Source organism: Streptomyces sp. CB01249 (genome assembly GCF_001905735.1).
Taxonomy (GTDB): Bacteria; Actinomycetota; Actinomycetes; order Streptomycetales; family Streptomycetaceae; genus Streptomyces.
Genome location: NZ_LISW01000009.1, coordinates 122,654 through 148,108, shown reverse-complemented (window position 1 = coordinate 148,108; position 25,455 = coordinate 122,654). Strand labels below are relative to the sequence as shown.

The following is a 25,455-nucleotide window of genomic DNA, read 5'->3' as shown; positions in this document are numbered from 1 at the left end:
CATGACCACGTACGTCGTACGCCGGCTCGCCCAGGCCGTCTTCGTCCTCTGGGCCGCCTACACCCTGTCCTTCGGTGTGCTGTACCTGCTGCCCGGCGACCCCGTGACCGTCATGGCCGCCGGGGGCGGGGACAGCACCTCCGTGACCCCGGAACAACTCGCCTCGCTGCGCACCCGGTACGGTCTCGACCGGCCGGTGGCGGAGCAGTACGCGACACGGCTCGGGCACGCCCTGCACGGGGACTTCGGCACCTCCGTCCACACCGGCGAACCGGTCGGGCGGATGATCGCGGACGCGGCTCCCGCGACGCTGGAACTCACGGCGGCCACGCTGGCCCTGGCCCTCCCACTGGGGGCCGGGGTCGCCCTGGCCGGCACGTACACCCGGCGACGGTGGGCGGCGCAGTTCCTGCTGTCGCTCCCGTCGGCGGGGGTGGCCGCCCCCACCTTCTGGGCCGGACTGGTGCTCATCCAGCTCTTCTCCTTCCGCTGGGGGCTGTTACCGGCCTTCGGGGACGGGAGCGCCGCCTCCTTGCTGCTGCCGGCGGTGACGCTGTCGCTGCCCGCGGCCGCGCTGATCGCCCAGGTCTTCGCGAAGAGCCTGCGCACCGCACTCGCCGAGCCGTACATCGGCACGGCCGTCGCCAAGGGGGCGAGCCGGCTCCGGGTCCACTTCTCCCACGCCGCCCGCAACGCGGCGCTCGCGCCGCTGACCGTCGTCGGGGTGCTGATCGGCCATGTGCTGGCGGGCTCCGTGGTGGTGGAGACCGTCTTCTCCCGCAACGGGATCGGCCGGCTGACGGCGACCGCCGTGACCGCGCAGGACATCCCCGTCGTCCAGGGGCTCGTGGTGTTCGGCGCGTGCGCGTTCGTCCTGGCGAACCTGGCCGTGGACCTCCTGCACCCGGTGCTCGACCCACGCCTCACGGCGACGAGCGCGACGGCGGTGACCGCGTGAGCGCACTCGGCACGTCCCCCGATGGCGGGGCCCCCGTCACCGCGTCCTTCGACGGCTCGCCGCGCGAGGCGCCCGCCCGGCTGCGCCGGGCCGCCGTATTCTGGTTCGCCCGGCCCGGGCTCGTCCTGTCCGTCGTGTTCCTCGCCCTGGTCCTGCTCGCCGCACTGCACCCCGCCCTGTTCACCGGCCGCGACCCGCTGGCCGGGGTGCCCGCCGACCGGCTCCGGCCGCCCGGCGGGGACCACCTCCTGGGCACCGACCAGCTCGGCCGTGATCTGTTCACCCGGCTGGTGCACGGCAGCTCCCTCACCCTGCGGGCGACGGCGCTCGCCGTCCTCGTCGGCCTGGTGGCGGGGTCGCTGACCGGGCTGGTGGCCGGTGCGGCCGGCGGGTGGGCCGACAGCGTCCTGATGCGGCTCACCGACGTACTCCTCGCCGTGCCGGGACTGCTGCTCTCGCTCGCCCTGGTCACCGCCCTCGGCTTCGGGACCGTGCAGGTCGCCGTGGCCGTCGGGGTGACCAGCGTGGCCATGTTCGCCCGGATCATGCGGGCCGAGGTCCTGCGCGTCGCCCGGTCCACGTACGTGGAGGCCGCCCGGGCGAGCGGCACCCGGTGGTACGCGGTGCTGCTGCGGCACGTCCTGCCGAACGCGGCCGGGCCCGTCCTCGTCTACGCGGCGGTGGACTTCGGCGGCGTCGTGCTCCAGGTGTCGTCGTTGTCGTTCCTCGGTTACGGGGCGCGCCCGCCGGCCCCCGAGTGGGGGTCGCTGGTCGCCGGCGGCCGTGACTACCTGGCCACCGCCTGGTGGCTGACCACCCTGCCCGGACTCGCCCTGGCGGCGACGGTCCTGGCCGCCAACCGCATCGCCCGCGCCCTCGACGGCGAGGCGAAGGAGAGCGCCCCATGACGAAACCCCTGACGGCACCGGACGGACGGCCCGGGGAATCCGACCCGCTGCTCGGCATAGAAGGGCTGAGGATCTCCTACCGCACCCGGGCGGGCCGGGTGGACGCGGTGCGCGGGGTCTCCCTCACCGTCGCACCGGGCGAAGTCGTGGCCCTGGTGGGCGCCTCGGGCTCGGGCAAGTCCACGACGGCCCACGCCGTCGTCGGCCTGCTGCCGCCCGGGGCGACGGTCACGGCGGGCCGCGTCCTCTTCGGCGCGACCGACCTCGCCGCGGCCGGTGAACCGGAGCTGCGCCGCCACCGGGGCCGGGACATCGGCTTCGTCCCGCAGGACCCCATGGTGTCGCTGAACCCGGTGCGCCGCATCGGCCCGCAGATCGGCGAAGTGCTCCTGATCCACAAGCTGGTCCCCGGCCGGCGCGAGGCCGCGGAGCGCGCCGTCGAACTGCTCGCCGAGGCGGGCCTGCCCCAGCCGGACCTGAGGGCCCGGCAGTACCCCCACGAACTGTCCGGCGGAATGCGCCAGCGGGCGCTCATCGCGATCGCCCTCGCCGCCCGGCCGAAGCTGCTGATCGCCGACGAGCCGACCAGCGCGCTCGACGTCACCGTGCAGCGCGCCCTCCTCGACCACGTGGACGAACTCGTCGCCCGTACGGGCACGGCGGTGCTGCTCATCACCCACGATCTGGGTGTCGCCGCCGACCGCGCCCAGCGCGTGGGGGTGATGTCCCAGGGCGAGATCGTCGAATCGGGGACGGTCGGCGAGGTGCTGGGCGACCCCCGGCACACGGTCACCCGGCAACTGCTGCGCGCCGCGCCGAGCCTCGGTTCGGTACGGGAACGGACCCCGCCGGTCCGGCCCGCGGGGGCGTCGCGGGACCTGGTGGTGGCCCGGGGGCTGGTGAAGGAGTTCACCCGGGGCCGTCACGGCCGGGCGCCGGTCCGGGCGGTCGACTCGGTGGACCTGACCATCCGGCGGGGGGAGACGCTCGCCCTGGTCGGGGAGTCGGGCTCGGGCAAGTCCACCACCGCCCGGCTGCTGGTCCGCCTCGCCGATCCGACGTCCGGCACGGTCCACTTCGACGGCGAGGACATCACCTCGCTGCGCGGGGAGGCGCTGCGGCGGCTGCGGCGCCGCATGCAGATCGTCTACCAGAGCCCCTATGCCTCCCTCGACCCGCGCCTGACGGTGGAGGACATCATCAGCGAGCCCCTGCGCGCGTACCGGGTGGGCGACCGGGCCGGGCGCTCCCGGGAGGCGGCGGCCCTCCTGGACCGGGTGCATCTCCCGGCCGGTACCCTCCGGCGGCGACCGCAGGAGCTGTCGGGCGGGCAGCGGCAGCGGGTGGCCATCGCCCGCGCGCTGGCGCTGCGCCCCGATCTGGTGGTGTGCGACGAACCGGTCTCGGCGCTCGACGTCGCGGTGCAGGCGCGCATCCTGGAACTGCTCACCGAGCTCCAGGACGAGTCGGGGCTGAGCTGCCTGTTCATCTCGCACGACCTCGCCGTGGTCCGGGGCATCGCCCACCACGTCGGCGTCATGCGGGGCGGCCGGCTGGTCGAGTCGGGTTCGGTGGCACAGGTGTTCGCCGAGCCCTCCCACCCGTACACGAGGGAACTGCTCGCCTCGGTGGCTGGTTCACGCCGTGCCGGTGCGATGAACGCCGGGTAGCGGTACGGGGTACGCGACGGCGGTCGCCGCCGCGTACCCGGGAGGAGCGGCCAGATCGCGGACGTGCCAGCCGTCCGGCTGCGTCCCGTCCAGGAGGCAGTCGGTGGCCAGACCGCGCGCGAGGCCCGTGCCGAGGCCCTTCAGATAGGCCTCCTTCCGCGTCCACAGCCGGGCGAAGGCGGCCGCCCGCGCGGCCCGGGGGACGCGCAGCAGGCCTTCGCGCTCCGCCGGGTGCAGCCGGGGCAGCAGCGCGTCGACCGTGCCGGTCCGCGGCACGCGCTGCACGTCGACGCCCACGGGCACGGCGGCGACGGCGATCACGATCAGGTCGTGGCTGTGCGAGAGGGAGAAGTGCGGCCCCTCCGGGAAGCCGAGCAGCACCGGCCGCCCTCCCGGACCGCTGCCCGTGCCGCCGGGCCGGTCGCGCCCGAACCGCAGCCGTGCCGCGTCCGTACCGGTGTACTCGGCGAGGACCTCGCGCAGCGCGGCATGGGCGGTGACATAGCGGAGCCGGGCGCGCGGACCGGCGAAACCGGCGGCGCGGGCCCGCTCGGTCTCGTCCAGGCAGTCAGGGACGGGGAACCGCGAACCCGGGGCGGGCAGCGACAGCGTCCGCAGCCGGACCCGAGGCGGAACGCTCACGCGGGAGGGACGGGCCGGGGCGGCGGCGGTCACCGTGCGGCGGCCCGGTCGCCCGCGTCGAGGCACTCGTCGAGAAAGGCCAGGGCACGCAGGTGGTACGCCCGCGCGGCGGAACCCAGGCTGACGTTGTGCCCGGCCGCGGGAAGCCGGTCGACCAGTACCCGGGGTGCCGCCGACAACTGCGCGGCGAGGTCCGCCAGATCGGCGTCGTCGTGACGCCACCACGCCTCGTGCTCGGCGAAGGTGAAGCGCACCGGCACCCGCACCCGGGGCAGCAGGCGGGCGGACAGCGCGTCCCACTCCACCGCCGACTCGACCTCCCGCCGTGGCATCGGGGCGACGACCGCCCCGCTCTCGCGGAAGGTCCCGGCCGGATAGAGCCGCAGCGGCCCCCAGTTGAGCCGCCGCAGACCGGCGGCCGTGGTGCGGCCCAGCAGCCCGGCGGAGGTGGCCGGGCGGTGCCCGCACCCGGAGACGTCCAGGCCGACGAAGGCGCCGGGCGGGGCGTCGGCGGCGAGTGCGAGGGCGAGCTTGCCGCCGAAGGAGTGGGCGAGCAGGAACAGCGGCGCGGACACCTGGCGGTCCCGCGCGTCGGCGAGCGCCGCACGGACCGTCGCCGCCTGCTCCAGCAGCGACTGCCCGGCGGGCAGATACGGGGCCGACGCGCCGTATCCGGGCCGGTCCAGTGCGAGCACGGCACAGCCGAGGCGGGCGCCGAGCGTCAGCAGGGAGACGTCCGGATGGGCCTGCCCGTCGAAGTACCCGGCGCTCATCCCGCCGCCGTGCAGGGCGACGACGGTCGCCCGCGCCGGACGCCCGTCCAGGGGCTCGCTCAGCAGCGCGGACAGGGGGATGCCCGCCGCGTCGAGGGTGATCCTGCGGACCCCTGGCGACAGACGGCCGGGGGCGCCGGTCTCCGGTGAAGGGCGTGCCGTGGTCGTCAGCATCATGCGTTCCCGTTCTGGTCGAGGTCCACCGCGGGCTCCTCTCCAGCATCGGCCGCGCCCGACGGACGGGACAAGGCGCGCCGGTTCAGGACTCCCGCAGAACTCCGCCTCCGCCCGGTCAGGGGAATGTCAGGGTTTCGACGCCCCGGGCCCCCGTCAGCGCGTGATCGTCTTCTCCGTCGCCGCCGACGGCTGCCAGCTGTACCCCGGGACGACGAGGCGGCCGCCCGTGAGCGGATCCGGGATGATGACCGACGACAGCCCGAACACCTCCTGCACCATCTCCGTGGTGACCACCTCGTCCGGCGCCCCCTGCGCCACGATGCGCCCGTCCTTCATCGCGACGAGGTGATCGGCGTAACGGATGGCCTGGTTCAGGTCGTGCAGGACGGCGACGACGGTGCGCCCCCGCTCCAGATTGAGCCGGCGCACCAGGTCCAGGACCTCCACCTGATGGGCGACGTCCAGATACGTCGTGGGCTCGTCCAGCAGCAGGAGTTCGGTGTCCTGCGCCAGGGCCATCGCGATCCACACGCGCTGGCGCTGACCGCCGGAGAGCTCGTCCACCGGACGGTCGGCGAGGGATGCCGTGTTCGTACGCTCCAGCGCCTCGCTCACGGCGTGCTCGTCGGCCTCCGACCACTGCTGCCACCACTTCTGGTGCGGCTGCCGGCCCCGCGCCACGAGGTCGGCGACGGTGATGCCGTCGGGCGGCGTGGGGGACTGCGGGAGCACGCCGACGGTCCGCGCGATCTCCTTGGCGGGGAGGCCGGCCAGTTCGGTGCCGTCCAGCAGCACGGCACCGCGCCGCGGCTTGAGGAGACGGCCGAGCGCCCGCAGGAGCGTCGACTTCCCGCAGGCGTTGGGCCCGACGACGATGGTCACCTTGGCGTCGGGTATCTCCAGGTCCAGGCCCTCGACGACGGTGCGGTCCTCATAGGCGAGGGTCAGGTCGTGCGCCGAGAGGCGGCTGGCGGACGGGCGGCTCATGACGAGATGCCTCCGGATCGGCTACGGGTACGGACGATGAGCCACATCAGGTACGGCGCCCCCACCACGGCGGTGAGGACACCGGTCGGCAGCTCGACCGGGGAGAACAGGCGGCGGGCCAGCAGGTCCGCGACCACGACGATCAGCGCACCGGCGAGCGCCGACGACAGCAGAGGGGTCTGCGCGGTGCGGGTGAGGCGGCGTGCGATCTGCGGGGCGAGCAGCGCCACGAAGTCGACCGGCCCCACCGCGCCGGTCGCCACCGACGCCAGGACCACCCCGAGCACGGTCAGCCCGAGCCGGACCCGGCCGAGGCGCAGGCCGAGCGCGGTCGCGGTGTCGTCGTCGAACGACGCGCCGCGCTGGGCCCGCGCCGCCCACAGGGCCGCCGGCAGGCCGACGAGCAGGACGACGACGAGCGGCCCCGCCTCCTCGTAACCGCGGCTGTTGAGCGAGCCCGTGAGCCAGACCTTGGCCTGCTGGGCCACCAGATAGTCGCCCTTGGTCAGCAGCAGCTGGGTCAGCGAACCGAGTGCGACCGACACCCCGATGCCGACCAGGACGAAGCGAGAGGAGTGCAGCCCGCCCCGCCACGCGCACACGTACACGAGCAGGGCCGCCGCCAGACCACCGGCCACCGAGACATAGGGGAGCGCGTCGGCGGCGACGGCGTTGAAGCTCAGCGCGGCCACCGTGGCCGCGCCCGCCCCGTGGGTGACGCCGATGACGTCGGGGCTGGCCAGCGGGTTGCGGGCGACGGTCTGCACCAGCGCCCCCGCGACACCGAACGCCACCCCCGCGAGAAGCCCCACGACCAGACGCGGCAACCGCAGCGTGCCCACCACGAGTTCGTCGGGACTGGGCCGGCAGAGCAGGACGCGTACGACCTCGGACGGCGCCACGAACGATTCGCCGACGCACAGATACGCCACCACCGCGCACGCCAGCAGCACCGCGAGCACCAGGGCGACGACGGCCGCCCTGCGGTGTACGAGGAAACTCGCCCGCCCGCGCCGCAGCACGGCATGCCCGGCGGGGCGCAGACGCGGGGTGACGGCGGCTTCGAGGTCGCTCACGCTGCCACCACCTTCCGGCGCCGGACCAGCGCGACCAGGAACGGCACACCGATCAGGGCGGTCATGACCGCCACCGGAACCTCCGAAGGCGGGAAGAGAACGCGTCCGAGCACGTCGGAGCCGAGGATCATCACCGGACCCAGCAGGGCCGCCAGCGGCAGCACCCAGCGGTGTGCCGTGCCCACCAGCGCGCGGGCGATGTGCGGAACGGCCAGACCGGTGAAGGCGATCGGGCCCACCGACGCCACGGCCGCCCCGGTGAGCACGAGCGCGCCGAGGGCACCGAGGGCCCGCAGCCGCCCGACGTTGTTGCCGAGGTTCCGCGCGGCGTCGTCGCCCAGCGCGAGCGCGTCCAGACCCCGGGCGATCATCGCGACCAGGACCGTCCCGGCCAGGACGAACGGCCAGACCTGGCCGATCACTTCGCCGTCACGCCCCCCGATCGAGCCGACCTGCCAGAACCGGAACTCGTCCAGGGCCCGCGCGTTGGTGGTGGCGATCCCGGACACCAGCGAGGCGAGGAACGCGTTCATCGCGGCCCCCGCCAGGGCGAGTTTGACCGGTGAGGCCCCGCCGCGCCCGCCGCTGGCGACCGCGTACACACCCACCCCGGCCAGTGCCGCTCCGGCGAACGCGAACCACACGTAGCCGTTCAGCGAGTGCACCCCGAAGAACGCGATCGCGGTCACCACGCCGACCGAAGCGCCCTGGCTCACGCCGAGGATGCCCGGTTCGGCGATGGGGTTGCGGGTGATCCCCTGCATGACCGTTCCCGCGAGAGCGAGCGCGGCGCCCGCGAGCACACCGATCACCGTCCGGGGCACCCGCAGCGCGCGTACCACTTGGGCGTCGTCGTTGCCGCCGTCGTGGAACAGCGCCTGCAGCGCGTCCCCCGGAGCGATCTGGCGGCTGCCGACGGTGAGGCTCAGCAGGACGGCGACCAGCAGCATCGCCGCCCCGGCCAGCAGCCAGCCCGCCCGCCGGCGGGTGAGGTCGGTTGGCGACATGCGCCGTGCTCACTCTCTCTTCGCGGTCCGCGGCCCTCAGGCCGTGAGGTACTTCTCGAGGTCGCCGAGGACCTCGTCGGCGGCGGTCACACCGAGGCCGAGGTACCAGGTCTCGTCCGGCACGTCGAAGGCGTGGCCGTCCTTGACCGCCTTCAGGTTCTTCCAGAGCGGGTTGGCCTGCGCCTTGCTCTTGTCGGTCGCCTTGGCATCGCCGTACACGCCCGTGAAGATGAAGTCGGCGTCGGCTTGGTCGATGTTCTCGGCGCTCACCTCGGCCGCCAGGTCCGCGATGTCCTGGTTCTTGGGGCGCGGGATGCCGACGTCCTTGAGGATGGTGCCGATGAAGGAGTCGTTGGCGTAGAGCCGGATCAGACCGTCGGGCAGGTAGCGGACCATCGACACGGTCGGCTTGTCCGCCCCCAGCTTGTCCCCGAGGGCCTTGGTCTTCTTCTTGTACGCGGCGAGGTTCGCCTCGGCCTGCGCCGTCTTGTCCAGCGCGGCGGCGTTGAGGAGGTAGTTCTCCTTCCAGGTGAACCCGGGCCGGATGGAGAAGACGGTGGGCGCGATCTTCGACAGCTCGTCGTAGGAGTTGGCGGCGCGCAGCTGGCTGCCCAGGATCAGGTCGGGCTTGAGCGCGGCGATCGCCTCCAGGTTGAGGCTGTTGATCGTGCCGATGTTCTTCGGGGTGCCCGCGTCCTTCTTGAGATACGAGGGCAGCTCCGGCGACCCTTCGGTCGGCGCGAGACCGACCGGCTTCACGCCGAGCGACACGACGTTGTCCAGCTCACCGACGTCGAGCACGACCACGCGCTTCGGCTGCTCCTTGATCTCGGTGCTGCCCATGGCGTGCTTGACCGTACGCGGCCACTGACCGGGCTTCGCGTCCGTGCCGAGCGCCGCGGTCTTCGCCGCCGCGTCGCCGAAGTCCTTGCCGCCCTTGGCGACCGACTTCGAGTCCTTGGACCCCTGGGAGGACGAGGCGCCGTCCTTGCCGGAGGAATCGGCGCCGCACGCGGCCAGCGACAGCGCGGCAGCGACGGCGAGGGCGACTGCGGCTGTTCCACGGCGCCGATACGACATGAACGTGCTCCTCGTTTTGTTCACCATTAAATGATTAGGTGAGGCTCACCTTATGCCAACGTTATCCATGGGTTGTACACAGGGGCGGGTCAGGTCCGGCACACCTTCGCGAAACGTTCCGTGAAGACGGACCACGCGGCGGTGGCCGCCTTCTCGTCGGCCACCGCCCGCGCGTGGAGCCGGTCCCGGTCGACGCCCTGGGCGGCCAGTCGGTCGCGGTCCCACGCGGCGATGTTCCGGGCCTCCGCTTCCGGGTGGAACTGCACGCCCCAGGCCCGGTTCCCCACCCGGAACGCCTGATACGGGCAGCCGTCGCTGAAGGCGAGCCAGACCGCCCCCGCCGGGAGCCGGGTGATCGCGTCGATGTGCCGCTCGATCGCGGGCACCGTCTCGCCCAGCCCCGAGAGCAACGGGTCGTCCGCGGCTTCGGGGCGCAGCCGGATCGTCGTGCTGCCGTACTCCGGCTCCCCGTGCGCGGCACGCACCGTCCCGCCCGCCACCTGGGCGAGCATCTGCCCGCCCAGGCAGATCCCCAGCATCGGTGTGCCGTCCGCCAGCGCCTGCCCCACCAGGCGGCGGGTGGCGGCGAGCCAGGGCGCGCGTGCGTCGTCGTCGGGGAGGAAGCCGCCGCCGAGCACCACGAGCGGGCGGCCGCCGAGCGCGGAGGGCAGCGCCTCACCGGCGTACGGACGCAGCACCCGCAGTCCGAGCCCCGCCGCGCTCAACCAGTCACCGACTCGCCCGGGACCTCCACGCGCGGTGTTCTGCACGACCAGGACGGACACAGGACATCAACCTCCTCGTACGCGTCGACTCGTAGGCGTCAAGCTGCCCGGCGACGACGGTAGTACGCGTACGCCACAGGCAGTGCGGCAGGACGACGAACGGAAGGGTGCGCGCGAGTCGGGGCGCCCAAGCCGGAACAGGGCGTTCGGCGGATGGTCGGAGCCGCCCGGACGGGTCAGGGCACCGGAATACGGATGACCGGGTGGAACGGGCGCTTGACGTAGCCGCTGCGGACATTGCGGCACGTCGGTGCCTCGCACATGAAGAACTCGTCCACCTTCGCGCGCCCCGTCTCCCCTCTCAGCCAGGACTTCTCGTCGTCCGTGAGAGGCCGGTGCATCTCGTCGGAATCGCACGTATAGCAGAACAAGGTCTGTGCCTTCATAGGATCTCCCAGTAGTTCCGGATGAGCCGGTCATCGACAGTAGAGAAGACCGGGGTCGCTCCGGAAGCCCCCATTCGGCTCAGTTCCCTTGCGTGCCCGCGCCGTTGACAGGGCGTCACACCCCTCCCCATCATGGGAGCGCTCCCATGCTCCTGTCCCACTCCATCCGTGCCGCCGAGATCCCAGGAAGGATCACCCATGGCGCCAACGCACAGATCCCCGCAAGGCCCCCGCCACCTCGCACGCGCCGCCGCCGTCCTGGCCGCCTCGCTCGCCGTGCTGGCCTCGCTGACCGGCGCGGCCCCCGCCGCACCGCAGGCCGCCGCCGACGTCGACGTACAGGTGAACGCCCAGGCGTCGCTGGGCACGCTGACCGGAGCCGCCCGCGGGGTCAACACCGCCATCTGGGACGCGCACATGAACGATCCCGAGGTGGCGGACCTGATGACGGCGGCCGATGTCGGGGTGATGCGCTACCCGGGAGGTTCGTACGCGGACATCTACCACTGGGAGACGCACACGGCACCCGGCGGCTACGTCGCCCCGGGCACCGGATTCGACGCCTTCATGGGCACCGTCCGCGACGCCGGGGCGCAGCCGATCCTCATCGCCAACTACGGCTCCGGCACCCCGGAGGAGGCGGCCGGCTGGGTCAGGTACGCGAACGTCACCAAGAAGTACGGCGCGAAGTACTGGGAGATCGGCAACGAGATCTACGGCAACGGCCACTACGGCAGCGGCTGGGAGAACGACGAGCACGCGGACAAGAGCCCGCAGGAGTACGCGCGCGAGGTGCGCGCCTACGCGGCGGCGATGAAGGCCGTCGACCCCACGGTCAAGATCGGCGCGGTCCTCACCAGCCCGGGGGAGTGGCCGGACGGAGTCGTCGGCGACGGCGACTCCGGCGACTGGAACCACACCGTGCTCCCGGCCGTGGCCGACGTCATCGACTTCGTCAGCGTCCACTGGTACGCGGGCGGCTCGGACACCACCGCCGACGCGGCCCTGTCGAAGCTGGCCAAGCTGCCCGGTGAACTCCGTGAGGTGCGCAACCAGATCGACCGGGTCGCGGGCGCGCACTCACCCGACATCGGGATCGCGCTCACCGAGATCAACACCAACACCGGCGGCGCCCGGCTCACCGCCCGCCCCAACGGCCTGTTCGCCGCCGACGCGTTCATGACGGCGCTGGAGAACGGCGTGTTCAACGTCGACTGGTGGAACACCCACAACGGCGCCGGGGAGATCACCACCGTCGACGGTGAGACCGACTACGGCGACATGGGCATGCTGTCCAGCGGCGCCTGCACCGGCGACGTCTGCGAACCGGCACCGAACACGCCCTTCGCCCCGTACTACGGGATGAAGATGACCGCCCAACTGGGCACCGCGGGCGACACGATGGTCGCCGCCGAGTCCTCCGCGCAGGACGTCTCGGCGCACGCCGTGCTCCGCGACGACGGACGGCTGAGCGTCATGCTCGTCAACAAGGACCCGGACACTGCCCGGACGGTCGCCCTCGACTACGACGGCTTCACCCCGTCCGCCACCGCGCCGGAGGTCACCCGCTACGCACGCGGCGACAGCGACATCACCGAGGTCACCGACGGCGACGCGTCCGCGTCCCGGGTCACCGTGCCCCCGTACGCCCTGCTCACCGTGACCCTCGAACCGAAGGCCGGGACCGGGCCCGCCGCTTCGGCCGCGAGCACTCCGGGCACCCCGCGCCTGGACGCGGTCACCGACACCACCGCACGCCTCACCTGGGACAGCGCGACGGGCGCGGCCCGCTACCTGGTCCAGGAGCGCGACGGCGCCCACACCCGCCTGGTCGGTGAGGCCACCGGCACCTCCGTCACCCTGCGGAACCTGCCACCGGGCAGCACCCACACGGTCAACGTGCTGGCCGCCGACCCGGCGGGGCGGCTCTCCGGCCCGTCCGCGCCCCTGACCTTCACCACCGGCACCCCGGCGGACGCGGTCTGCTCGGTGACGTACCACCGGGACTCCAGCTGGGGCAACGGCTTCGTGACCACCGTGACCGTGCGGAATCTGGCGGGCACGCCGATCACGGGCTGGACGGTGGACTGGGACTGGCCGACCACGGGCCAGTCGGTGGACTCCGGCTGGAACGCCACGTTCCACCAGACCGGTTCCCATGTCCGGGTCACCGCTCCCGACGGCGCGGGCCCGCTGGCGCCGGACGGCGGTTCGACCGCCTCCTTCGGGTTCGTCGGCGCCAACGACGGCCCCAACCCCGACCCGGCCGTCTTCCGCCTGAACGGCGCGGTCTGCTCGGGCGGCTGACGCCCGCGTAGAGGGAGCCCCGGGGCCCGGGGCTCCCTCGCGCGTCACCCGGTCCGCACTTGCGTGGCTCCTCGCATCGGTCCGCCGAACGTGGTCCGCTGGACCGAATGACCGCCGGGGCGAGGAGCAGCATGACCGACGAGCACCGCCGGCCCACGGACGCCGTCGTCGTCGGAGCCGGACTGGCCGGGCTGGCCTGTGCGCTGGACCTCTGCCGCTCCGGACGGAAGGTGGCCCTCCTGGAGGCGTCCGACTCGGTGGGCGGCCGGATGCGCACGGACCGCCGGGACGGATTCCTGCTCGACCGCGGCTTCCAGGTGTTCAACACCTCGTACCCGCAGGTGAAGCGGCGCCTGGACCTCAGGAGCCTGCGCCTGCGGCCGTTCACCGCAGGCCTCATCGCCCACACCCGGACGGGCCCCGTCCGCCTCGCCGACCCGACGCGGGAACAGGGCGCGGTGGGCGCCCTGCTCCCGGGCCGGGTCCTCTCCGCCCGCGATCTGGGCGTCCTGGCGGCGCTCACGGCACGCGACGCGATGCTCCCCGCCTCCTCGGTCAGGCGCCGTCGCGACGAGACCACCTCGGCGGCGCTGTTCCGGGCCGGGCTGTCGGACGAGGCGATCACCGGCGTGCTGCGGCCGTTCCTGGCAGGGGTGTTCCTGGAGGACGGCCTGGAGACCTCCGCCCGCTTCTTCCACCTGGTCTGGCGGAGCATGGTGCGCGGGACGCTGTGCCTGCCCGCGCAGGGCATCGGCGCGGTACCCCACCAGCTCGCCCAGGGCCTCCCCGACGGCGTCCTCAGGCTCGGCGCCCCCGTCGCGCGGCTCACGGACACGGGGGTCGCCCTGGAGGACGGGAGCGAAGTACCGGCGAGCATCGTCGTGGTGGCGACCGATCCGGCGGCCGCCACCCGTCTGCTGCCGGACCTGAGCGTCCCGGACACCCGCACCGTCACGACGTACTACCACGCCACCGACCGCACCCCGCTCGCCGAACCGACGCTGCTCGTGGACAGCACCGGACCGGTCCTGAACACCTGCGTACTCAGCGAGGTCGCCCCCACGTACGCGCCTCCCGGCACCGCGCTGATCTCCACCTCTGTGCTGGGCGCCGAACTCCCGGGCCGCGCGCAGGCGGTGCTGCGGCGCCTGTCCGACCTGTACGCCACCGACACGAGCGGCTGGACGCAGATCGCCGCCTGCACGGTCGAGGGCGCCCTGCCGGCCATGCGCCCGCCCTGGCCGCTGAGCCGCACCACCCGCGTCGGCCCGGGCCGTTACGTGTGCGGGGACCACCGGGCCACCGGCTCCGTCCAGGGCGCCCTCGCCTCGGGCACCCGGGCCGCCCGGGAGGTGGCGGCGGACCTGGCGCGCCGGACATGAACCGCTGCGACGTGGCCGTCGTCGGGGGCGGCGCGGCCGGGCTCAGCCTCGCGCACCGGCTGACGGAGACCGGCGCCGCCACCGTGACCGTGATCGAACCGCCGGACGGCCCGCAGCGCCCGGCGGAGCGGACCTGGTGCTACTGGCACGCGGAGGCGGACGGCCTCGACGGAGCCGTCAGCGCGTCCTGGTCCGTGCTGCGCGTGCACGGCGCCGACGGCCGCCCGGTCACCGTCGAACCGGCCCCCTTCACCTACCGCATGGTGCGCTCCGCCGACTTCGAACGCCTGGTCCACGACCGCCTGGCTCGGGCGGACGGCGGACACGTGCTGCGGGCCACGGCGGACGCGGTGCGCGCGGTGCCCGGCGGCGCCGAGGTCCGCTGCACGCTGCCGGACGGCTCCCCGGTGAACGTGCGCGCCCGCCGGGTGTTCGACTCCCGGCCGCTGTCCGCCCTGCCGCCCGCCCGCACCCAGCTGCTCCAGCACTTCCGGGGCTGGTTCGTCCGCACGGCCGCCGACCGGTTCGAACCCGGGGTCGCCGACCTGATGGACTTCCGCGTCCCCCAGCCCGCCCACGGACTCGCGTTCGGCTACGTGCTGCCGCTGGCTCCGGACCGGGCGCTCGTGGAGTACACCGAGTTCTCCCGCCACCCGCTGACCACCCAGGCGTACGAGTCGGCGCTCGGCCACTACTGCCGCGACGTCCTCCGGCTCGGCCCGCTCACGGTGGAGCGCACGGAGCAGGGGATGATCCCGATGACGGACGCCCGGTTCCCGCACCGGACCGGGCCCTCCGTGTTCCGGATCGGCACCGCGGGCGGTGCCACCCGCCCGGCCACCGGCTACACCTTCGCCGCCGTGCAACGCCAGGCCCGGGCCATCGCCGCCGCCCTGCGCGACGGCCGGGGCGGCGTCCCCGCCCCCCACGGACGGCGCGCGCTCGCCATGGACGCCATCGTGCTCCGCGCGCTGGACACCGGCCGGATCGACGGCCCGGACTTCTTCACCGGCCTGTTCCGCCGGGTCCCGGCCGAGCGGCTGTTGAGATTCCTCGACGGCACGGCCTCGCTCCGGGAGGAGTGGGGCATCGGGCTGCGCACCCCCGTCCGGCCGATGCTCGCCACCGCAGCCGAACTGCCCTTCCTCCCGCGCCGGACCCGGTCCACCGCCACCGACGGAGAGAGCCACTGATGACCCTGCTGCGCGACCACGACCTGGCCCGGGCCTTCGACCACGCCTCCCGCACCTACGACGGCCTGACGTCCCTCAACCCCGGCTACCGCACCGACCTCGTGCGCTCGGCCCGCCGCCTCCGCCTCCCCGGCGGCGGCGCCGGACTGCACCTCCTCGACCTCGGATGCGGCACCGGCGCCTCCACCCGGGCCCTGCTCACCGCCGCGCCCCTGGCCAGGATCACCGCCGTGGACGCGTCGGCGGGCATACTGCGCCGCGCCCTGGCCAAGCCCTGGCCGGCCCGTGTGCGCTTCCTCCACCTGACCGCCGAGGAGTTGGCCACGGCCGGGGAAGGGCCCTTCGACGCGGTGTTCGCCGCCTACCTGTTCCGCAACGTCACCGACCCGGACGCGGTCCTCGGGTCCGTACGGGACCTGCTGGCGCCGGGCGGCCGCCTCGCCGTGCACGAGTACAGCCTCAGCGGCTCCCCTGCGCACCGGGCGCTGTGGACCGCCGTCTGCCACGGGGTGATCATCCCGGCGGGCACGCTCACCGGCGACCGTGCCCTCTACCACCACCTCTGGCGCAGCGTCACCTCCTTCGACACCGCCCCCGCCTTCGCCGAGCGGCTCGCCCGGGCCGGTCTGACCTCGGTGCGGGTCGTGCCCGTCGCCGGATGGCAGACCGGCATCGTGCACACCTTCCTCGCCCGCAACGGCCACCCGGCCACGACACCGGAGCACGCCGCGTGAACGCCCGACCCCCCGCCGCCCGACGAGGCCGCGACCGCAAGGCCGAAGTCCTGCTGCCCGCACCCGGCGCACCACGTTTCCCACGCGGTGACGAACCGTCCGTCGCCGTCGTCGGGGGCGGAATCGCCGGCCTCTCCGCGGCGACCCTGTTGGCCGAGCGCGGCGCCCGGGTGACCCTGTACGAGAAGGACAACGCACTCGGCGGCCGCCTCTCCGGCCACCGCACCGTGCTGGCCGACGGCTCACAGGTGACGATGACCCGCGGGTTCCACGCGTTCTTCCGCCAGTACTACAACCTGCGCGGCCTGCTCCGGCGTACCGACCCCGCCCTCGACCGCCTCGTCCCGCTGCCGGACTACCCGCTGCGGCACAGCGGCGGCCTGACCGACAGCTTCGCCCGCGTCCCGAGGACGCCGCCGCTCAGCGCACTCGGCTTCGTCGCGCTCAGCCCCACCTTCGGCCTGCGGGACCTGGCCGCCATGGACGCCCGGGCGGCGCTCCCGCTCCTCGACGTCCGTGTCCCCGAGGTGTACGAGCGCTTCGACGGCGTCGGCGCGACCGCCTTCCTGGAAGGCGTGCGCTTCCCGGAGGCCGCCCACCATCTGGCGTTCGAGGTGTTCTCGCGCAGCTTCTTCGCCGACCCGCGCCGGCTGTCCGCCGCCGAACTGCTGCTGATGTTCCACATCTACTTCCTCGGCTCCTCCGAGGGCCTGCTCTTCGACGTACCGGCCGAACCCTTCCCGCAGGCCCTCTGGGAACCTCTCGCCGCGTACGTCGAAGGCCTCGGCGCGAACATCCGGACCGGGACGCCCGTGCACCGGATCGCCCCGCGCGACGGGGGCGGGGCCCACGTGCACACCGGGACCGGCACCCACCGCCACGACGCCGTGGTGCTCGCCCTCGACACCGACGGGCTGCGGCACACCGTCGCCGCGTCCCCCGGCCTCGGCACCGCACGCTGGCGCGACGGTATCGCCGCCCTGCGCACCGCACCGCCCTTCCTCGTCTCCCGGCTCTGGCTCGACCGCCCCGTCCGCGCGGACCGGCCCGGCTTCCTCGGCACCAGCGGCTACGACGGGCTCGACAACATCAGCACGCTGGAACGGTACGAGGGCGAGGCCGCCCGCTGGGCCGCGCGCACCGGGGGCTCCGTCGTGGAACTGCACGCGTACGCCGTCGATCCCGGCGCCGAACACAAGGAGGTCCAGGAACGGCTCGTCGACCGGCTGCACCAGGTGTACCCGGAGACCCGGGACGCCCGCGTGGTCGACTCCCGGCACGAGTGGCGCTCCGACTGCCCGTTCTTCGAAACCGGCACGTACCCCCTGCGCCCCGCCGTGCGCACCCCGCACCCCTGGCTGGCCCTCGCCGGGGACGCGATCCGCTGCGATCTGCCCGTCGCCCTCATGGAACGCGCCGCCACCACCGGCTTCCTGGCGGCGAACGCCCTGCTCGCCGACCGGGGCGTCCGGGGCCAAGTGCTGTGGACGGTGCCCCGGAGGGGCCGCTCCCGCGCACTCCGGGCACTCGCCGCCGCAGGGCGTGCCTGAAACGCCTCAGCCCGGGAAGCGCCCGGTGCTGCGCAGCGCCCAGCGCCTCTCCGCGTACGCCAGATCGTCCACCCACAACCGCCCGGCGGTACGGCGCATCAGCGGCCGCAGCACCGGGGCGGCGGCCCGGGCGAGCGCGAAGCCCGGCCGGTCCGAGGCGGCGACCGTCGCCTCGACGACGGCGGTGCGTGGGCGCTCGTGACCGGGAAGGGTCAGGGGCGTCGCATGCGTCTCCACGACGGAGGACGCGCCCTCGCCGTCCGTGATGCGCATGACGACGGTACGCGGCCCCGGCGCCGTGAACTCGGCCCGCACCGGCACCACCAGGCGCCCGGCCACCCGGAAGGACACATCGACCACGAAGGCGTCGTCCTCGTCGCCCTGCGGTTCCCGCACGACCGACAGATCGATGAACGAGTACGGGTGGAACCACGAACCGTGCCACGGGTCCAGCCGGTTGGCCACCACGTCCTGCGGTTCGCACCGCCCGACCGCCGTGAACACCGCGTCCACCGAGCCCCCGCGCACCGGCCGTCCGGGCACCGCGGGCCGCTCGGTGGGCTCCTCGCCGCCCACCTCGTCAAGGCGCACCCACACGAGCACGCCGTCGTCGTGCACCGGGAAGGGCTGCCAGCCCGCGAACGGGGCACCGTCCAGGGCGAGTCCGTGCCAGTGGCACACCAGCGTGCCGCACACCACCCGGCTGTCCCGCAGCGGAGCGCCCAGGTGCGGGCAGACACCGGACCCGGCGCGCAGCGCACCGCCTTCCGCACGCCACAGCACGACCTCCGTGCCGCCGACCGTCCGGCCGTACGGGCGCTCACCGACCCGCACTTCGCGCGAGGCGCCCACCACGTACCAGTTGCCGGACGGGCGTGCCGTGGCCCGCTTCAGCGCCTCGGCGATGAGCGCGGGCCGCGCGTCCCGCCAGGTGGGCTCCTGCGCCGCCCAGCCGGGGCCGGAACCGCGCAGCCGCAGCGGCGGCGACCACCGCTTCCCGTTCCGCCGGCTCACCGCACCGGTTCCTTCAGCCCGGCCTGCGGGCCGTCCGCCACCGCCCGGCCGCGTGCCCGCCAGCGGGCCCCGGCCACGCGCAGCACCCCGGCGGCGGCCGTGGCGGCGCGGCGTCGCCGGGAGACGACCGCACGGCGGTGCAGGACGCGGTAGTCCTGCTCGGCGACCGCGTCGAGGATTCCGCCGTACAGGGTGAACGCCGCGCGGATACAGGGGCGGACCCGCGGATCGAGCATGCCGATGCCCGGCTCCGCCGTTCGGTACACCCCGCGCGTCAGCTCCGTCGCGGCCACCAGCGCGGCGCGGATGCGCGCGTCCCCGCGCCCGGTGCGCCGGCTCCACTCCAGCAGCGGCCTGTCCACGCCGTGGGAGGAGAGCAGATCGCCGGGCAGATAGACGCGGCCCCGGTCGAGATCCTCGCCCACGTCCCGTACGAAGTTGGTGAGCTGGAACGCCACCCCCAGCGCGGCCGCGTGCGGCTCGGCCTCCTGGCGGGGCACGACCGTACCGAGCACCGGCAGCATCTGGAGACCGATCACCGCGGCCGAACCGTGCACATAGGTCTGCAGATCGGCATAGGTGGGGTAGTGGGTGACGGTCAGGTCGGCCCGTATCGAGGCCATGAAGTCGGCGAACAGGTCGTGCCCGATGCCGTACCGGGCGGCGGTGTCGGCGACCGCCCGGACCACCGGTTCGTCGCCCGTGCCGGTCCGCAGTCCGTGCGCCAGATCGCGTTCGAGGCGCAGCAGCAGCCGGTCGCGCTCGGTGGGCGTCCGGTGCCGGTCCAGGTCGTCCACGATGTCGTCGGCCCAGCGCGCGAAGCCGTACAGGGCGTGCACGGCGGAGCGCCGCTCGGGCGGCAGCAGGCGGGTGGCCAGGAAGTAGGTACGGCCGTGGCGGGCGTTGAGCTCCCGGCAGCGCGCGTACGCGGTGCGCAGCCCGGGATCGGTGATGCCGGCCGCGTCCAGTTCACGCCGGGTCATCGGCACCTGCCCGGACCAGGGGAGAGGGTTCGGTGCGCATCCGGCGGGGGCGGGGTCCGGCGACGCCGGTGATCCGGGCGGCGGCCAGCTTGCCGCTGATGAGCACGGTCGGCACACCGACGCCCGGGGTGGTGCCGCATCCCGCCAGAACCGCGTTCTCCGTGCCCCGCACGAGGTTGCGCGGCCGGAAGGGGCCGGTCTGGGCGAAGGTGTGGGACAGCGAGAACGGCGTGCCGGCGGTGTGGCCCCGGGCCGTCCAGTCGAGCGGGGTCACCAGAAGCTCCTCCTCGATGCTGTCCGCGAAGCCGTCCAGGCCCCGGCGTTCGAGTTCGCGGACCAGCGTGTCGCGGTAGCGCGGGCCGAGATCCGCCCACGCGGCGGCCGGGGGACCGGTCGTGGTGTTGGGGCAGGGGGCGAGCACGTAGTGCAGATGCCGGCCCGGGGGCGCGAGCGAGGCGTCGTGCGCGGTGGGGCGCGTGATCAGCAGCGAGGGGTCGCTCATCAGCGCGCCCGTACGGGTCAGTTCCTCGAACGTCCGCTCCCAGGCGGCGCCGAACGAGAGCGTGTGGTGCGCGAGCTGCGGCCAGGTGCGGTCGGTACCGGCGTGCAGGACCACGGCGGACGGCGCGTGGCGCGGCCGGACCGGACGCCGGGGGCGGTGCCCCAGCAGCTCGTACGCGGTGGGCAGTTCGCAGCTCAGCACCACCGCGTCGCAGGCGATGCGCTCGCCGGAGGCCAGCCGCACGGCCCGTACCCGCCCCGCCGAACGCTCCAGCGCGCTCACCTCGGCCGCCCACCGCAGATCGGCGCCCGCCTCCGCCGCGGCGTCGGCCATGGCCCGGGGGAGGGCGTGCATGCCGCCCTTCGGGAACCAGACACCGGCCACAGTGTCCATGTAGGCGATCACGGCGTACGCCGCGAGCGCCTTGGCCGGGGCCACACCGGCGTACAGCGACTGGAACGAGAAGACCCGCCGCAGCCGCTCGTCGGAGAGGAAGCGGCCGATCCGGGCGTCGAGGCGCCCGAAGCCGCCCAGCGCCGCGAGCCGGGCCAGGTCCGGGTGCAGCAGTCCGAACGGCGAGTCGAAGTTCGTGTCGATGAAGCGGCTCATCTGCGCCCGGTACAGACGCTCCAGCCACCGCCGCAGCTCGCGGTAGCCCGCCGCCTGTGCCGGACCGGCGAAGCGCCGGACCTCGGCCTCCATCGCCTCGCCGTCGGTGTGCACGTCGAGCGAGGACCCGTCCGCGAAGCAGGCCCGGTACGCCGGGTGCAGGGCCGTCAGCTCGACGCGGCGGTGCAGGCTGTCGCCGACGGCGGCGAACGCCTCGTCCGCGAGATGGGGCATCGTCAGGACGGTGGGACCGGTGTCGGTCTCGAACCCGCCCAGCCGCATCCGCCCCGCCCGGCCACCGGGACCCGCGTCCCGTTCGACCACGGTGACCCTGCGGCCGGCCCCCAACAGATGCAGGGCGCAGGCCAGCCCGGACAACCCCGCGCCCACCACGACGACATGGTCCGTGGGCCCCGGCACGCCCTTCACCCGGCCCCCTCTTCGCTCTCCCGGAACGCGCATCGGGCGATCTCACCCCGCCCGCCGCCGGACGCGCGGCCCGGGACGGCGTGTCGCCCCGCGATTCCTCCGGTCGGAGTACGTCCCGGGTGCCGGGCAGCGGGGCCCTAGTCGCGTACCGGCAGGCCGTACGCCACCGCCAGGCGGCCGAGCGCGTCACGGAGCGCGGCCCGCTGGGGAGGGGTGAGCCCGGCGTCCAGGCGTTCATCGATCGCGAGCGCCATGTCCGTGCACCGCCCGAGGAGTTCGCGGCCCTCGTCGGTGAGGCTCAGGACCTGGCGGCGCCGGTCGGCCGGATCGCGCAGCCGCTTGATCGCGCCCTGGGACTCCAGGTGATCGGCGAGGGACACGACGAGGCTGGGCGCCACCCGCATCAGCCTGGCGATCTCCAGCTGCGAGGAGGCAAGCCCCGCGTCCAGGACGCCCAGTACGCCGACGTGCTTGGGCTTCAGGCCGACCTCGGCCAGGGCCTCCGCGTACTGATCGGAGATCACCGCACCCAGGGAACCCAGGCGGAAGCTCAGGGTCTCGGTCCACTTGACATCGTTCACGGACAACATGCTACCTTCCTCGAACCATTCAGGCTGTGAATGATTTGAGGTGAGAAGTGATCGACCCTCGTACCGTGCAGGTGGTCTTCGCCGACCTGCAGGACAGCATCGTGGCCCTGAGCCGCACGAACAGCCCGGCGGACATCAGGCGCTCGGCGGGAGTCCTCGGTCAGGTAGCCCAGGTGCTGGGCATCCCGTTCAGCGTCTCGGCCGCGCCCCGGCCGGGTGGCCCCGGCGCCATCGCCGAACTCCCCGAAGCACCTGCGTACGTACGCGGCGGGCCGTCCTGCTGGGACGACCGGCCCTGGCGCGAGGAGGTGGCGGCCCGGGGCCGCGACACCCTGGTGGTCTGCGGAGTGACCTCCGAGATCGTGGTCCTGCACACCGCGCTCGACGCCCTGGCCGACGGATACGACGTGATCGTCCCGGTCGACGCGTGCGGCGGCATGTCGGAGCGCACGGAGACGGCGGCACTGCGTCAGGTCGAGGCGGCGGGAGGCTCCGTGACCTCGGTGGCGAGCCTCGTCACGGACCTGGTCCGCGACTTCACCGATCCCCCCGGCCGCCAGGTCATCACCGCACTGCACGCCCTGATGAGCTAGTCCACGCCCGCGTTCCCGGAGGAAGACCCCATGAAACTCGCACCCCATCTGCACCGTCTCGGCAACGACGTCGTGTCCTGCTACCTGGTCGACACCGACGAGGGCATCACCCTCATCGACGCCGGACTACCCGGCCACTGGCGGGACCTGCGGCGCGAACTCCGCGCCCTGGGCAAGTCCGCCGGTGACATCCGCGGCGTCGTGCTGACCCACGGCGACTCGGACCACATCGGCTTCGCCGAACGGCTGCGCACCACCTACGGCGTACCGGTGTTCGTCCACGCCGACGACGCGCTTCGCGCCCGCACGGGGGAGAAGCCCAAGGTCGCCGTCGGCCCCATGCGCCCGGGCCCCGCCCTCGGGTTCTTCGGCTACTCCCTCCGCAAGAACGGCCTGCGACCCCGCTACGTCGGAGAGGTCACGGAGGTCGCCGACGGCGATGTCCTCGACCTGCCCGGCCGCCCGGTGATCGTGGGCATGCCGGGGCACTCCCCGGGCAGCGTGGCGGTCCACGTCCCGCTCGCCGACGCGGTCTTCGTGGGGGACGCCCTGACCACGCGGCACGTCCTGACCGGGCGCACCGGTCCCCAGCCGGCGCCCTTCACCGACGACCCCGCCGAAGCGCTCACCTCGCTGGACCGGATCGCCGGCCTGTCGGCCTCCTGGGTGCTCCCCGGCCACGGCGCGCCCTGGCGCGTCTCGCCGGCCGAGGTGGGCGGGGCGGTCCGGTCGGGGGCCGGGGGCTGACCCGCGCATCGGCGCGCATCGCGCCCTTGCCGCGGACGGTCAGGTGACGGGGACGCCCGGGTTGACCAGTCCGGCGCCGCCGGTGACGCGGTTGTCCGAGGTCACCGTGGCGGGGCAGTCCGACGCGGAGTAGTTGGTGATGTCGATGGCGAAGCGGGTGGGGCCCGTGGCGCCCGTCAGGTCGGCGGTGTTGTTACGGAAGACCGTGCCGCAGCCCCAGCCCGGGTCCTGGGTGTGGGTCTGGAAGCCGTCGTTGGTGGTGCCGGTGCCCCGGTTGTTCTCGACCGTGTAGCCGTTGCCCTTGATGTCGACCCACGAGTCGTCGTAGTTGGCCCCGGTGAGGCCGTCGCCGTCGAAGGTGTTCCCGGAGATCAGGCCGCCCGTGGTGCCTTCCTTGATGTCGATGTTCTCGCCGCCGATGCCGGGGCCGATGACGTTGTCGAGGATGCGGACGTGGTCGCTGGCGTCCGTGAGCGTGTTCGCCGTGCCGACGTACACGCCCTCGCCCATGCCGTTGCCCGACAGGCCGGTGTCGTGGATGAAGGAGTTCTGTATGACCCCGTAGCTGCTCGACGTCCGGAAGTGGATGCCCTCCATGGTCGTGTGGTGGATCTCCACCGAGTCCGCCGTGACATGGTCGGAGGAGTCGATCATGATGCCCTTCTGGCCGCCGGTGACGGTGACGCCCCGGATCACCCAGTACGGCGCGCTCGTGAGCTGGATGCCGTTCCCGCCGCCCGAGGGGGTGGTGAGGACGGCGGCCCGTGATCCGGTCAGGGTGATCGGGTCGGCCGCGGTGCCACCCCGCGTGATCTTGAAGTTGCCCGAGTAGGAGCCGTCCGCCAGCTCGATCGTCTGCCCCGGAACGGCGGCCGCCAGCGCGGTCTTGAGCTCCTTGCCGTTCGTCACCCGCACCACCGCCGCGTCGGTGCTCCCGGATGCGGCTGACGCGGCACCGGGCGCGGCGAGCAGACCGGCGCCGACGAGCGCGGCGGCCACGGCGGTGCGCCGCGCGGGTCGCCCGGGCCGGCCGGAAGGGGAAGGGGTACGGAGCATGGCGGGACCTCACCGTCTTGGCAGGGGCACAACAAATCACGGGGTGCCCCAGATTGGACTGGACCAACGGAGCCGTCAAGGGGGCGCCGGGTCCCGCCCGCGACGTCAGGCCCGGGGAGCGGCGCCGTACCCGATCGCGATCATGGCCGCGTCGTCGTCCAGCCGCCCGCCGACGTACCCCAGCAGATCGTCGCGGAAGCGGTCGATGAAGGAGTCGGGGTCGCCCCCGGCCCAGCCGGTGACGCGGTCCGCGAGCGGATAGAAGGCGCGGGAGCCGTCACGGGCCTCGGTGACACCGTCCGTGTACAGCAGCAGAAGGTCGCCGGGAACGAAGCGGAAGCTGTCGATGTGATAGCGCGGATGCGACAGACCACCCAGCCCCAGCGGGGGAGCGGGCGAGGCGGCGTCCATCGTCAGCGGCCGCCCGCCGCGCAGCACGACCGGTGGGGGATGCCCGCAGGAGACCATGTGCACGCGGTCGTGCCGGTCGGGGATGTCCAGCACGGTGGCGGTGATGAACGATTCCCCGGGCCCGTTCCCGTCCGACTCGGGCAGCCCCCAGGTCACGCTCTCGTCCAGGTAGGCGACCAGCTCGTCCAGGCTCGCCCGGTGCCGGGCCGCGGCGTGGAACGCGCCGAGCAGCAGCGCCGCGTCACTGACCGCGCTCACCCCCTTGCCCCGTACGTCACCGATGATCAGCCGCGTCCCCGTGTCGGTGCGCGCCGCCGCGTACAGGTCCCCGCCGATCTGCGCCTCCGCCTCCGCCGCGAGATAGAGCGAGGCCGCGCGCAACGGCCCGAGACGCCGGGGCAGCGGGGGCAGGACCACCCGCTGGACCGCCTCGGAGACGTACCGCACCTGCTCCAGCTCCCGGGCGCGGCGCTCCCGCAGCACGCAGAAGACCACGAGGCACACCCCGACCAGGGCCAGAGCGAGGATCTGCGCCTCGTGGTTCGCCGAGAGCAGTTCGTCCGGATCGCGCAGCACCCCGACCGCCGTCTGCGCGATCACCGCCAGCGCGGCCACGAACCCGACCGCGCGGGGTCCGCCGATCGAGGGAGTGATCGCGGGCGCCGCCACGAGCAGCGGGCCGAGGTGGATGTCGGGCGGTGCGAGTATGTCCACCAGGAAGACCGTGATGATCCAGCCGATGGGGACAGCGAGCAGTGCCCGGCTCGCTCGCACCGGCCGGCGGCGTCTTTCGGCGTGCTGCGCCATGACTCCTCTCTACACCGCACCCGCCCGGCCCGCATCGGCAGACGTACGGCGCGGTCCGCGCCTACGCGGCGCCCGCGAGGACCTCGCGGAGGCGGCGCG

At 73.8% G+C, this 25,455-nt stretch carries 24 protein-coding genes; 10 read left to right on the top strand and 14 right to left on the bottom strand.

Annotated elements, in window-relative coordinates:
• Window position 1: 1 nt before the first annotated feature.
• The 3 genes from AMK18_RS30775 to AMK18_RS30765 are packed head-to-tail and all read left to right on the top strand — an operon-like array spanning window position 2 to window position 3,536.
• Window positions 2–958: an ABC transporter permease gene (locus AMK18_RS30775; RefSeq protein ID WP_073865374.1), complete on the top strand. Its 957-nt coding sequence runs from the start codon at window positions 2–4 to the stop codon at window positions 956–958.
• Complete coding sequence (locus AMK18_RS30770; protein ID WP_073865373.1) at window positions 955–1,866, top strand: ABC transporter permease; 912 nt, start codon at window positions 955–957, stop codon at window positions 1,864–1,866. The genes AMK18_RS30775 and AMK18_RS30770 overlap by 4 nt, the downstream gene beginning before the upstream one ends.
• Window positions 1,863–3,536 carry a dipeptide ABC transporter ATP-binding protein gene (locus AMK18_RS30765; RefSeq protein ID WP_073865372.1) on the top strand — a complete coding sequence of 558 codons (1,674 nt, stop codon included), beginning with the start codon at window positions 1,863–1,865 and terminating at the stop codon, window positions 3,534–3,536. The genes AMK18_RS30770 and AMK18_RS30765 overlap by 4 nt, the downstream gene beginning before the upstream one ends.
• Here AMK18_RS30765 and AMK18_RS30760 read toward each other — a convergent pair.
• The 8 genes from AMK18_RS30760 to AMK18_RS30725 form a co-directional block, all read right to left on the bottom strand.
• Complete coding sequence (locus AMK18_RS30760; RefSeq protein ID WP_241836681.1) at window positions 3,504–4,178, bottom strand: 4'-phosphopantetheinyl transferase family protein; 675 nt, start codon at window positions 4,176–4,178, stop codon at window positions 3,504–3,506. The genes AMK18_RS30765 and AMK18_RS30760 overlap by 33 nt on opposite strands.
• Window positions 4,179–4,207: 29 nt before the next feature.
• Window positions 4,208–5,128, bottom strand: a complete 921-nt coding sequence (locus AMK18_RS30755) for an alpha/beta hydrolase (RefSeq protein ID WP_073865370.1) — start codon at window positions 5,126–5,128, stop codon at window positions 4,208–4,210.
• Window positions 5,129–5,281: 153 nt separating this feature from the next.
• Window positions 5,282–6,115 carry an ABC transporter ATP-binding protein gene (locus AMK18_RS30750; RefSeq protein ID WP_073865369.1) on the bottom strand — a complete coding sequence of 278 codons (834 nt, stop codon included), beginning with the start codon at window positions 6,113–6,115 and terminating at the stop codon, window positions 5,282–5,284.
• Window positions 6,112–7,191: a FecCD family ABC transporter permease gene (locus AMK18_RS30745; RefSeq protein ID WP_073865368.1), complete on the bottom strand. Its 1,080-nt coding sequence runs from the start codon at window positions 7,189–7,191 to the stop codon at window positions 6,112–6,114. Before AMK18_RS30745 ends, AMK18_RS30750 begins: the two co-directional genes overlap by 4 nt.
• Window positions 7,188–8,198, bottom strand: coding sequence for a FecCD family ABC transporter permease (locus AMK18_RS30740; RefSeq protein WP_073865367.1), 1,011 nt, complete (start codon window positions 8,196–8,198; stop codon window positions 7,188–7,190). Before AMK18_RS30740 ends, AMK18_RS30745 begins: the two co-directional genes overlap by 4 nt.
• A 36-nt stretch (window positions 8,199–8,234) precedes the next feature.
• Window positions 8,235–9,278 carry an ABC transporter substrate-binding protein gene (locus tag AMK18_RS30735; protein WP_073865366.1) on the bottom strand — a complete coding sequence of 348 codons (1,044 nt, stop codon included), beginning with the start codon at window positions 9,276–9,278 and terminating at the stop codon, window positions 8,235–8,237.
• An 89-nt stretch (window positions 9,279–9,367) separates the two neighbouring features.
• Window positions 9,368–10,063 (bottom strand): type 1 glutamine amidotransferase, encoded by a 696-nt coding sequence (locus tag AMK18_RS30730; RefSeq protein WP_073865365.1) that lies wholly within the window; start codon window positions 10,061–10,063, stop codon window positions 9,368–9,370.
• Window positions 10,064–10,239: 176 nt separating this feature from the next.
• Window positions 10,240–10,449, bottom strand: coding sequence for a hypothetical protein (locus AMK18_RS30725; protein WP_073865364.1), 210 nt, complete (start codon window positions 10,447–10,449; stop codon window positions 10,240–10,242).
• Between the two features lie 198 nt (window positions 10,450–10,647).
• Here AMK18_RS30725 and AMK18_RS30720 point away from each other — a divergent pair, with 198 nt between their 5' ends.
• The 5 genes from AMK18_RS30720 to AMK18_RS30700 all read left to right on the top strand — a co-directional run bounded on the left by AMK18_RS30720 (window position 10,648) and on the right by AMK18_RS30700 (window position 17,615).
• Window positions 10,648–12,756: a cellulose binding domain-containing protein gene (locus AMK18_RS30720; protein ID WP_073865363.1), complete on the top strand. Its 2,109-nt coding sequence runs from the start codon at window positions 10,648–10,650 to the stop codon at window positions 12,754–12,756.
• Between the two features lie 131 nt (window positions 12,757–12,887).
• Window positions 12,888–14,138 (top strand): NAD(P)/FAD-dependent oxidoreductase, encoded by a 1,251-nt coding sequence (locus AMK18_RS30715; protein WP_073865362.1) that lies wholly within the window; start codon window positions 12,888–12,890, stop codon window positions 14,136–14,138.
• Window positions 14,135–15,331, top strand: coding sequence for a lycopene cyclase family protein (locus tag AMK18_RS30710; protein WP_073865361.1), 1,197 nt, complete (start codon window positions 14,135–14,137; stop codon window positions 15,329–15,331). The genes AMK18_RS30715 and AMK18_RS30710 overlap by 4 nt, the downstream gene beginning before the upstream one ends.
• Window positions 15,331–16,065, top strand: a complete 735-nt coding sequence (locus tag AMK18_RS30705; protein ID WP_073865360.1) for a class I SAM-dependent methyltransferase — start codon at window positions 15,331–15,333, stop codon at window positions 16,063–16,065. The genes AMK18_RS30710 and AMK18_RS30705 overlap by 1 nt, the downstream gene beginning before the upstream one ends.
• Window positions 16,062–17,615: an NAD(P)/FAD-dependent oxidoreductase gene (locus tag AMK18_RS30700; RefSeq protein ID WP_073865359.1), complete on the top strand. Its 1,554-nt coding sequence runs from the start codon at window positions 16,062–16,064 to the stop codon at window positions 17,613–17,615. Before AMK18_RS30705 ends, AMK18_RS30700 begins: the two co-directional genes overlap by 4 nt.
• A gap of 6 nt (window positions 17,616–17,621) precedes the next feature.
• Here AMK18_RS30700 and AMK18_RS30695 read toward each other — a convergent pair whose 3' ends face one another.
• The 4 genes from AMK18_RS30695 to AMK18_RS30680 form a co-directional block, all read right to left on the bottom strand.
• Window positions 17,622–18,629 (bottom strand): DUF5914 domain-containing protein, encoded by a 1,008-nt coding sequence (locus tag AMK18_RS30695; RefSeq protein WP_073865358.1) that lies wholly within the window; start codon window positions 18,627–18,629, stop codon window positions 17,622–17,624.
• A complete protein-coding gene (locus AMK18_RS30690; RefSeq protein ID WP_073865357.1) occupies window positions 18,626–19,612 on the bottom strand; it encodes a phytoene/squalene synthase family protein in 987 nt (328 codons plus the stop codon). Before AMK18_RS30690 ends, AMK18_RS30695 begins: the two co-directional genes overlap by 4 nt.
• Window positions 19,599–21,152, bottom strand: a complete 1,554-nt coding sequence (gene crtI / locus AMK18_RS30685; RefSeq protein ID WP_073865356.1) for a phytoene desaturase family protein — start codon at window positions 21,150–21,152, stop codon at window positions 19,599–19,601. Before crtI ends, AMK18_RS30690 begins: the two co-directional genes overlap by 14 nt.
• A gap of 137 nt (window positions 21,153–21,289) precedes the next feature.
• The gene (locus AMK18_RS30680) at window positions 21,290–21,742 is read right to left on the bottom strand and encodes a MarR family winged helix-turn-helix transcriptional regulator (RefSeq protein ID WP_073865355.1); all 453 of its coding nucleotides are present in this window, start codon (window positions 21,740–21,742) and stop codon (window positions 21,290–21,292) included.
• Between the two features lie 47 nt (window positions 21,743–21,789).
• Here AMK18_RS30680 and AMK18_RS30675 point away from each other — a divergent pair, with 47 nt between their 5' ends.
• Both AMK18_RS30675 and AMK18_RS30670 read left to right on the top strand, forming a co-directional pair.
• Window positions 21,790–22,335: an isochorismatase family protein gene (locus tag AMK18_RS30675; RefSeq protein WP_241836680.1), complete on the top strand. Its 546-nt coding sequence runs from the start codon at window positions 21,790–21,792 to the stop codon at window positions 22,333–22,335.
• A gap of 30 nt (window positions 22,336–22,365) precedes the next feature.
• On the top strand, window positions 22,366–23,082 hold the full coding sequence (locus tag AMK18_RS30670; RefSeq protein ID WP_073865354.1) for an MBL fold metallo-hydrolase: 717 nt from the start codon (window positions 22,366–22,368) through the stop codon (window positions 23,080–23,082).
• Window positions 23,083–23,121: 39 nt separating this feature from the next.
• On the opposite strand, the gene AMK18_RS30665 is transcribed toward AMK18_RS30670, so the two are convergent.
• Together AMK18_RS30665 and AMK18_RS30660 are read right to left on the bottom strand one after the other, a co-directional pair.
• A complete protein-coding gene (locus AMK18_RS30665; RefSeq protein ID WP_073865353.1) occupies window positions 23,122–24,138 on the bottom strand; it encodes a right-handed parallel beta-helix repeat-containing protein in 1,017 nt (338 codons plus the stop codon).
• Between the two features lie 105 nt (window positions 24,139–24,243).
• A complete protein-coding gene (locus AMK18_RS30660) occupies window positions 24,244–25,356 on the bottom strand; it encodes a PP2C family protein-serine/threonine phosphatase (protein ID WP_073865352.1) in 1,113 nt (370 codons plus the stop codon).
• Window positions 25,357–25,455 lie beyond the last annotated feature (99 nt).

What these genes read in the sequence shown, in the direction of transcription:
- AMK18_RS30705 (WP_073865360.1), top strand. Translation starts at nt 15,331, where the DNA reads ATGACCCTGCTGCGCGACCACGACCTGGCCCGGGCCTTCGACCACGCC.
- AMK18_RS30755 (WP_073865370.1), bottom strand. Translation starts at nt 5,128, where the DNA reads ATGATGCTGACGACCACGGCACGCCCTTCACCGGAGACCGGCGCCCCC.
- AMK18_RS30680 (WP_073865355.1), bottom strand. Translation starts at nt 21,742, where the DNA reads ATGTTGTCCGTGAACGATGTCAAGTGGACCGAGACCCTGAGCTTCCGC.
- AMK18_RS30750 (WP_073865369.1), bottom strand. Translation starts at nt 6,115, where the DNA reads ATGAGCCGCCCGTCCGCCAGCCGCCTCTCGGCGCACGACCTGACCCTC.
- AMK18_RS30715 (WP_073865362.1), top strand. Translation starts at nt 12,888, where the DNA reads ATGACCGACGAGCACCGCCGGCCCACGGACGCCGTCGTCGTCGGAGCC.
- AMK18_RS30775 (WP_073865374.1), top strand. Translation starts at nt 2, where the DNA reads ATGACCACGTACGTCGTACGCCGGCTCGCCCAGGCCGTCTTCGTCCTC.
- AMK18_RS30765 (WP_073865372.1), top strand. Translation starts at nt 1,863, where the DNA reads ATGACGAAACCCCTGACGGCACCGGACGGACGGCCCGGGGAATCCGAC.
- AMK18_RS30670 (WP_073865354.1), top strand. Translation starts at nt 22,366, where the DNA reads ATGAAACTCGCACCCCATCTGCACCGTCTCGGCAACGACGTCGTGTCC.
- AMK18_RS30720 (WP_073865363.1), top strand. Translation starts at nt 10,648, where the DNA reads ATGGCGCCAACGCACAGATCCCCGCAAGGCCCCCGCCACCTCGCACGC.
- AMK18_RS30735 (WP_073865366.1), bottom strand. Translation starts at nt 9,278, where the DNA reads ATGTCGTATCGGCGCCGTGGAACAGCCGCAGTCGCCCTCGCCGTCGCT.
- AMK18_RS30660 (WP_073865352.1), bottom strand. Translation starts at nt 25,356, where the DNA reads ATGGCGCAGCACGCCGAAAGACGCCGCCGGCCGGTGCGAGCGAGCCGG.
- AMK18_RS30725 (WP_073865364.1), bottom strand. Translation starts at nt 10,449, where the DNA reads ATGAAGGCACAGACCTTGTTCTGCTATACGTGCGATTCCGACGAGATG.
- AMK18_RS30710 (WP_073865361.1), top strand. Translation starts at nt 14,135, where the DNA reads ATGAACCGCTGCGACGTGGCCGTCGTCGGGGGCGGCGCGGCCGGGCTC.
- AMK18_RS30740 (WP_073865367.1), bottom strand. Translation starts at nt 8,198, where the DNA reads ATGTCGCCAACCGACCTCACCCGCCGGCGGGCGGGCTGGCTGCTGGCC.
- AMK18_RS30665 (WP_073865353.1), bottom strand. Translation starts at nt 24,138, where the DNA reads ATGCTCCGTACCCCTTCCCCTTCCGGCCGGCCCGGGCGACCCGCGCGG.
- AMK18_RS30690 (WP_073865357.1), bottom strand. Translation starts at nt 19,612, where the DNA reads ATGACCCGGCGTGAACTGGACGCGGCCGGCATCACCGATCCCGGGCTG.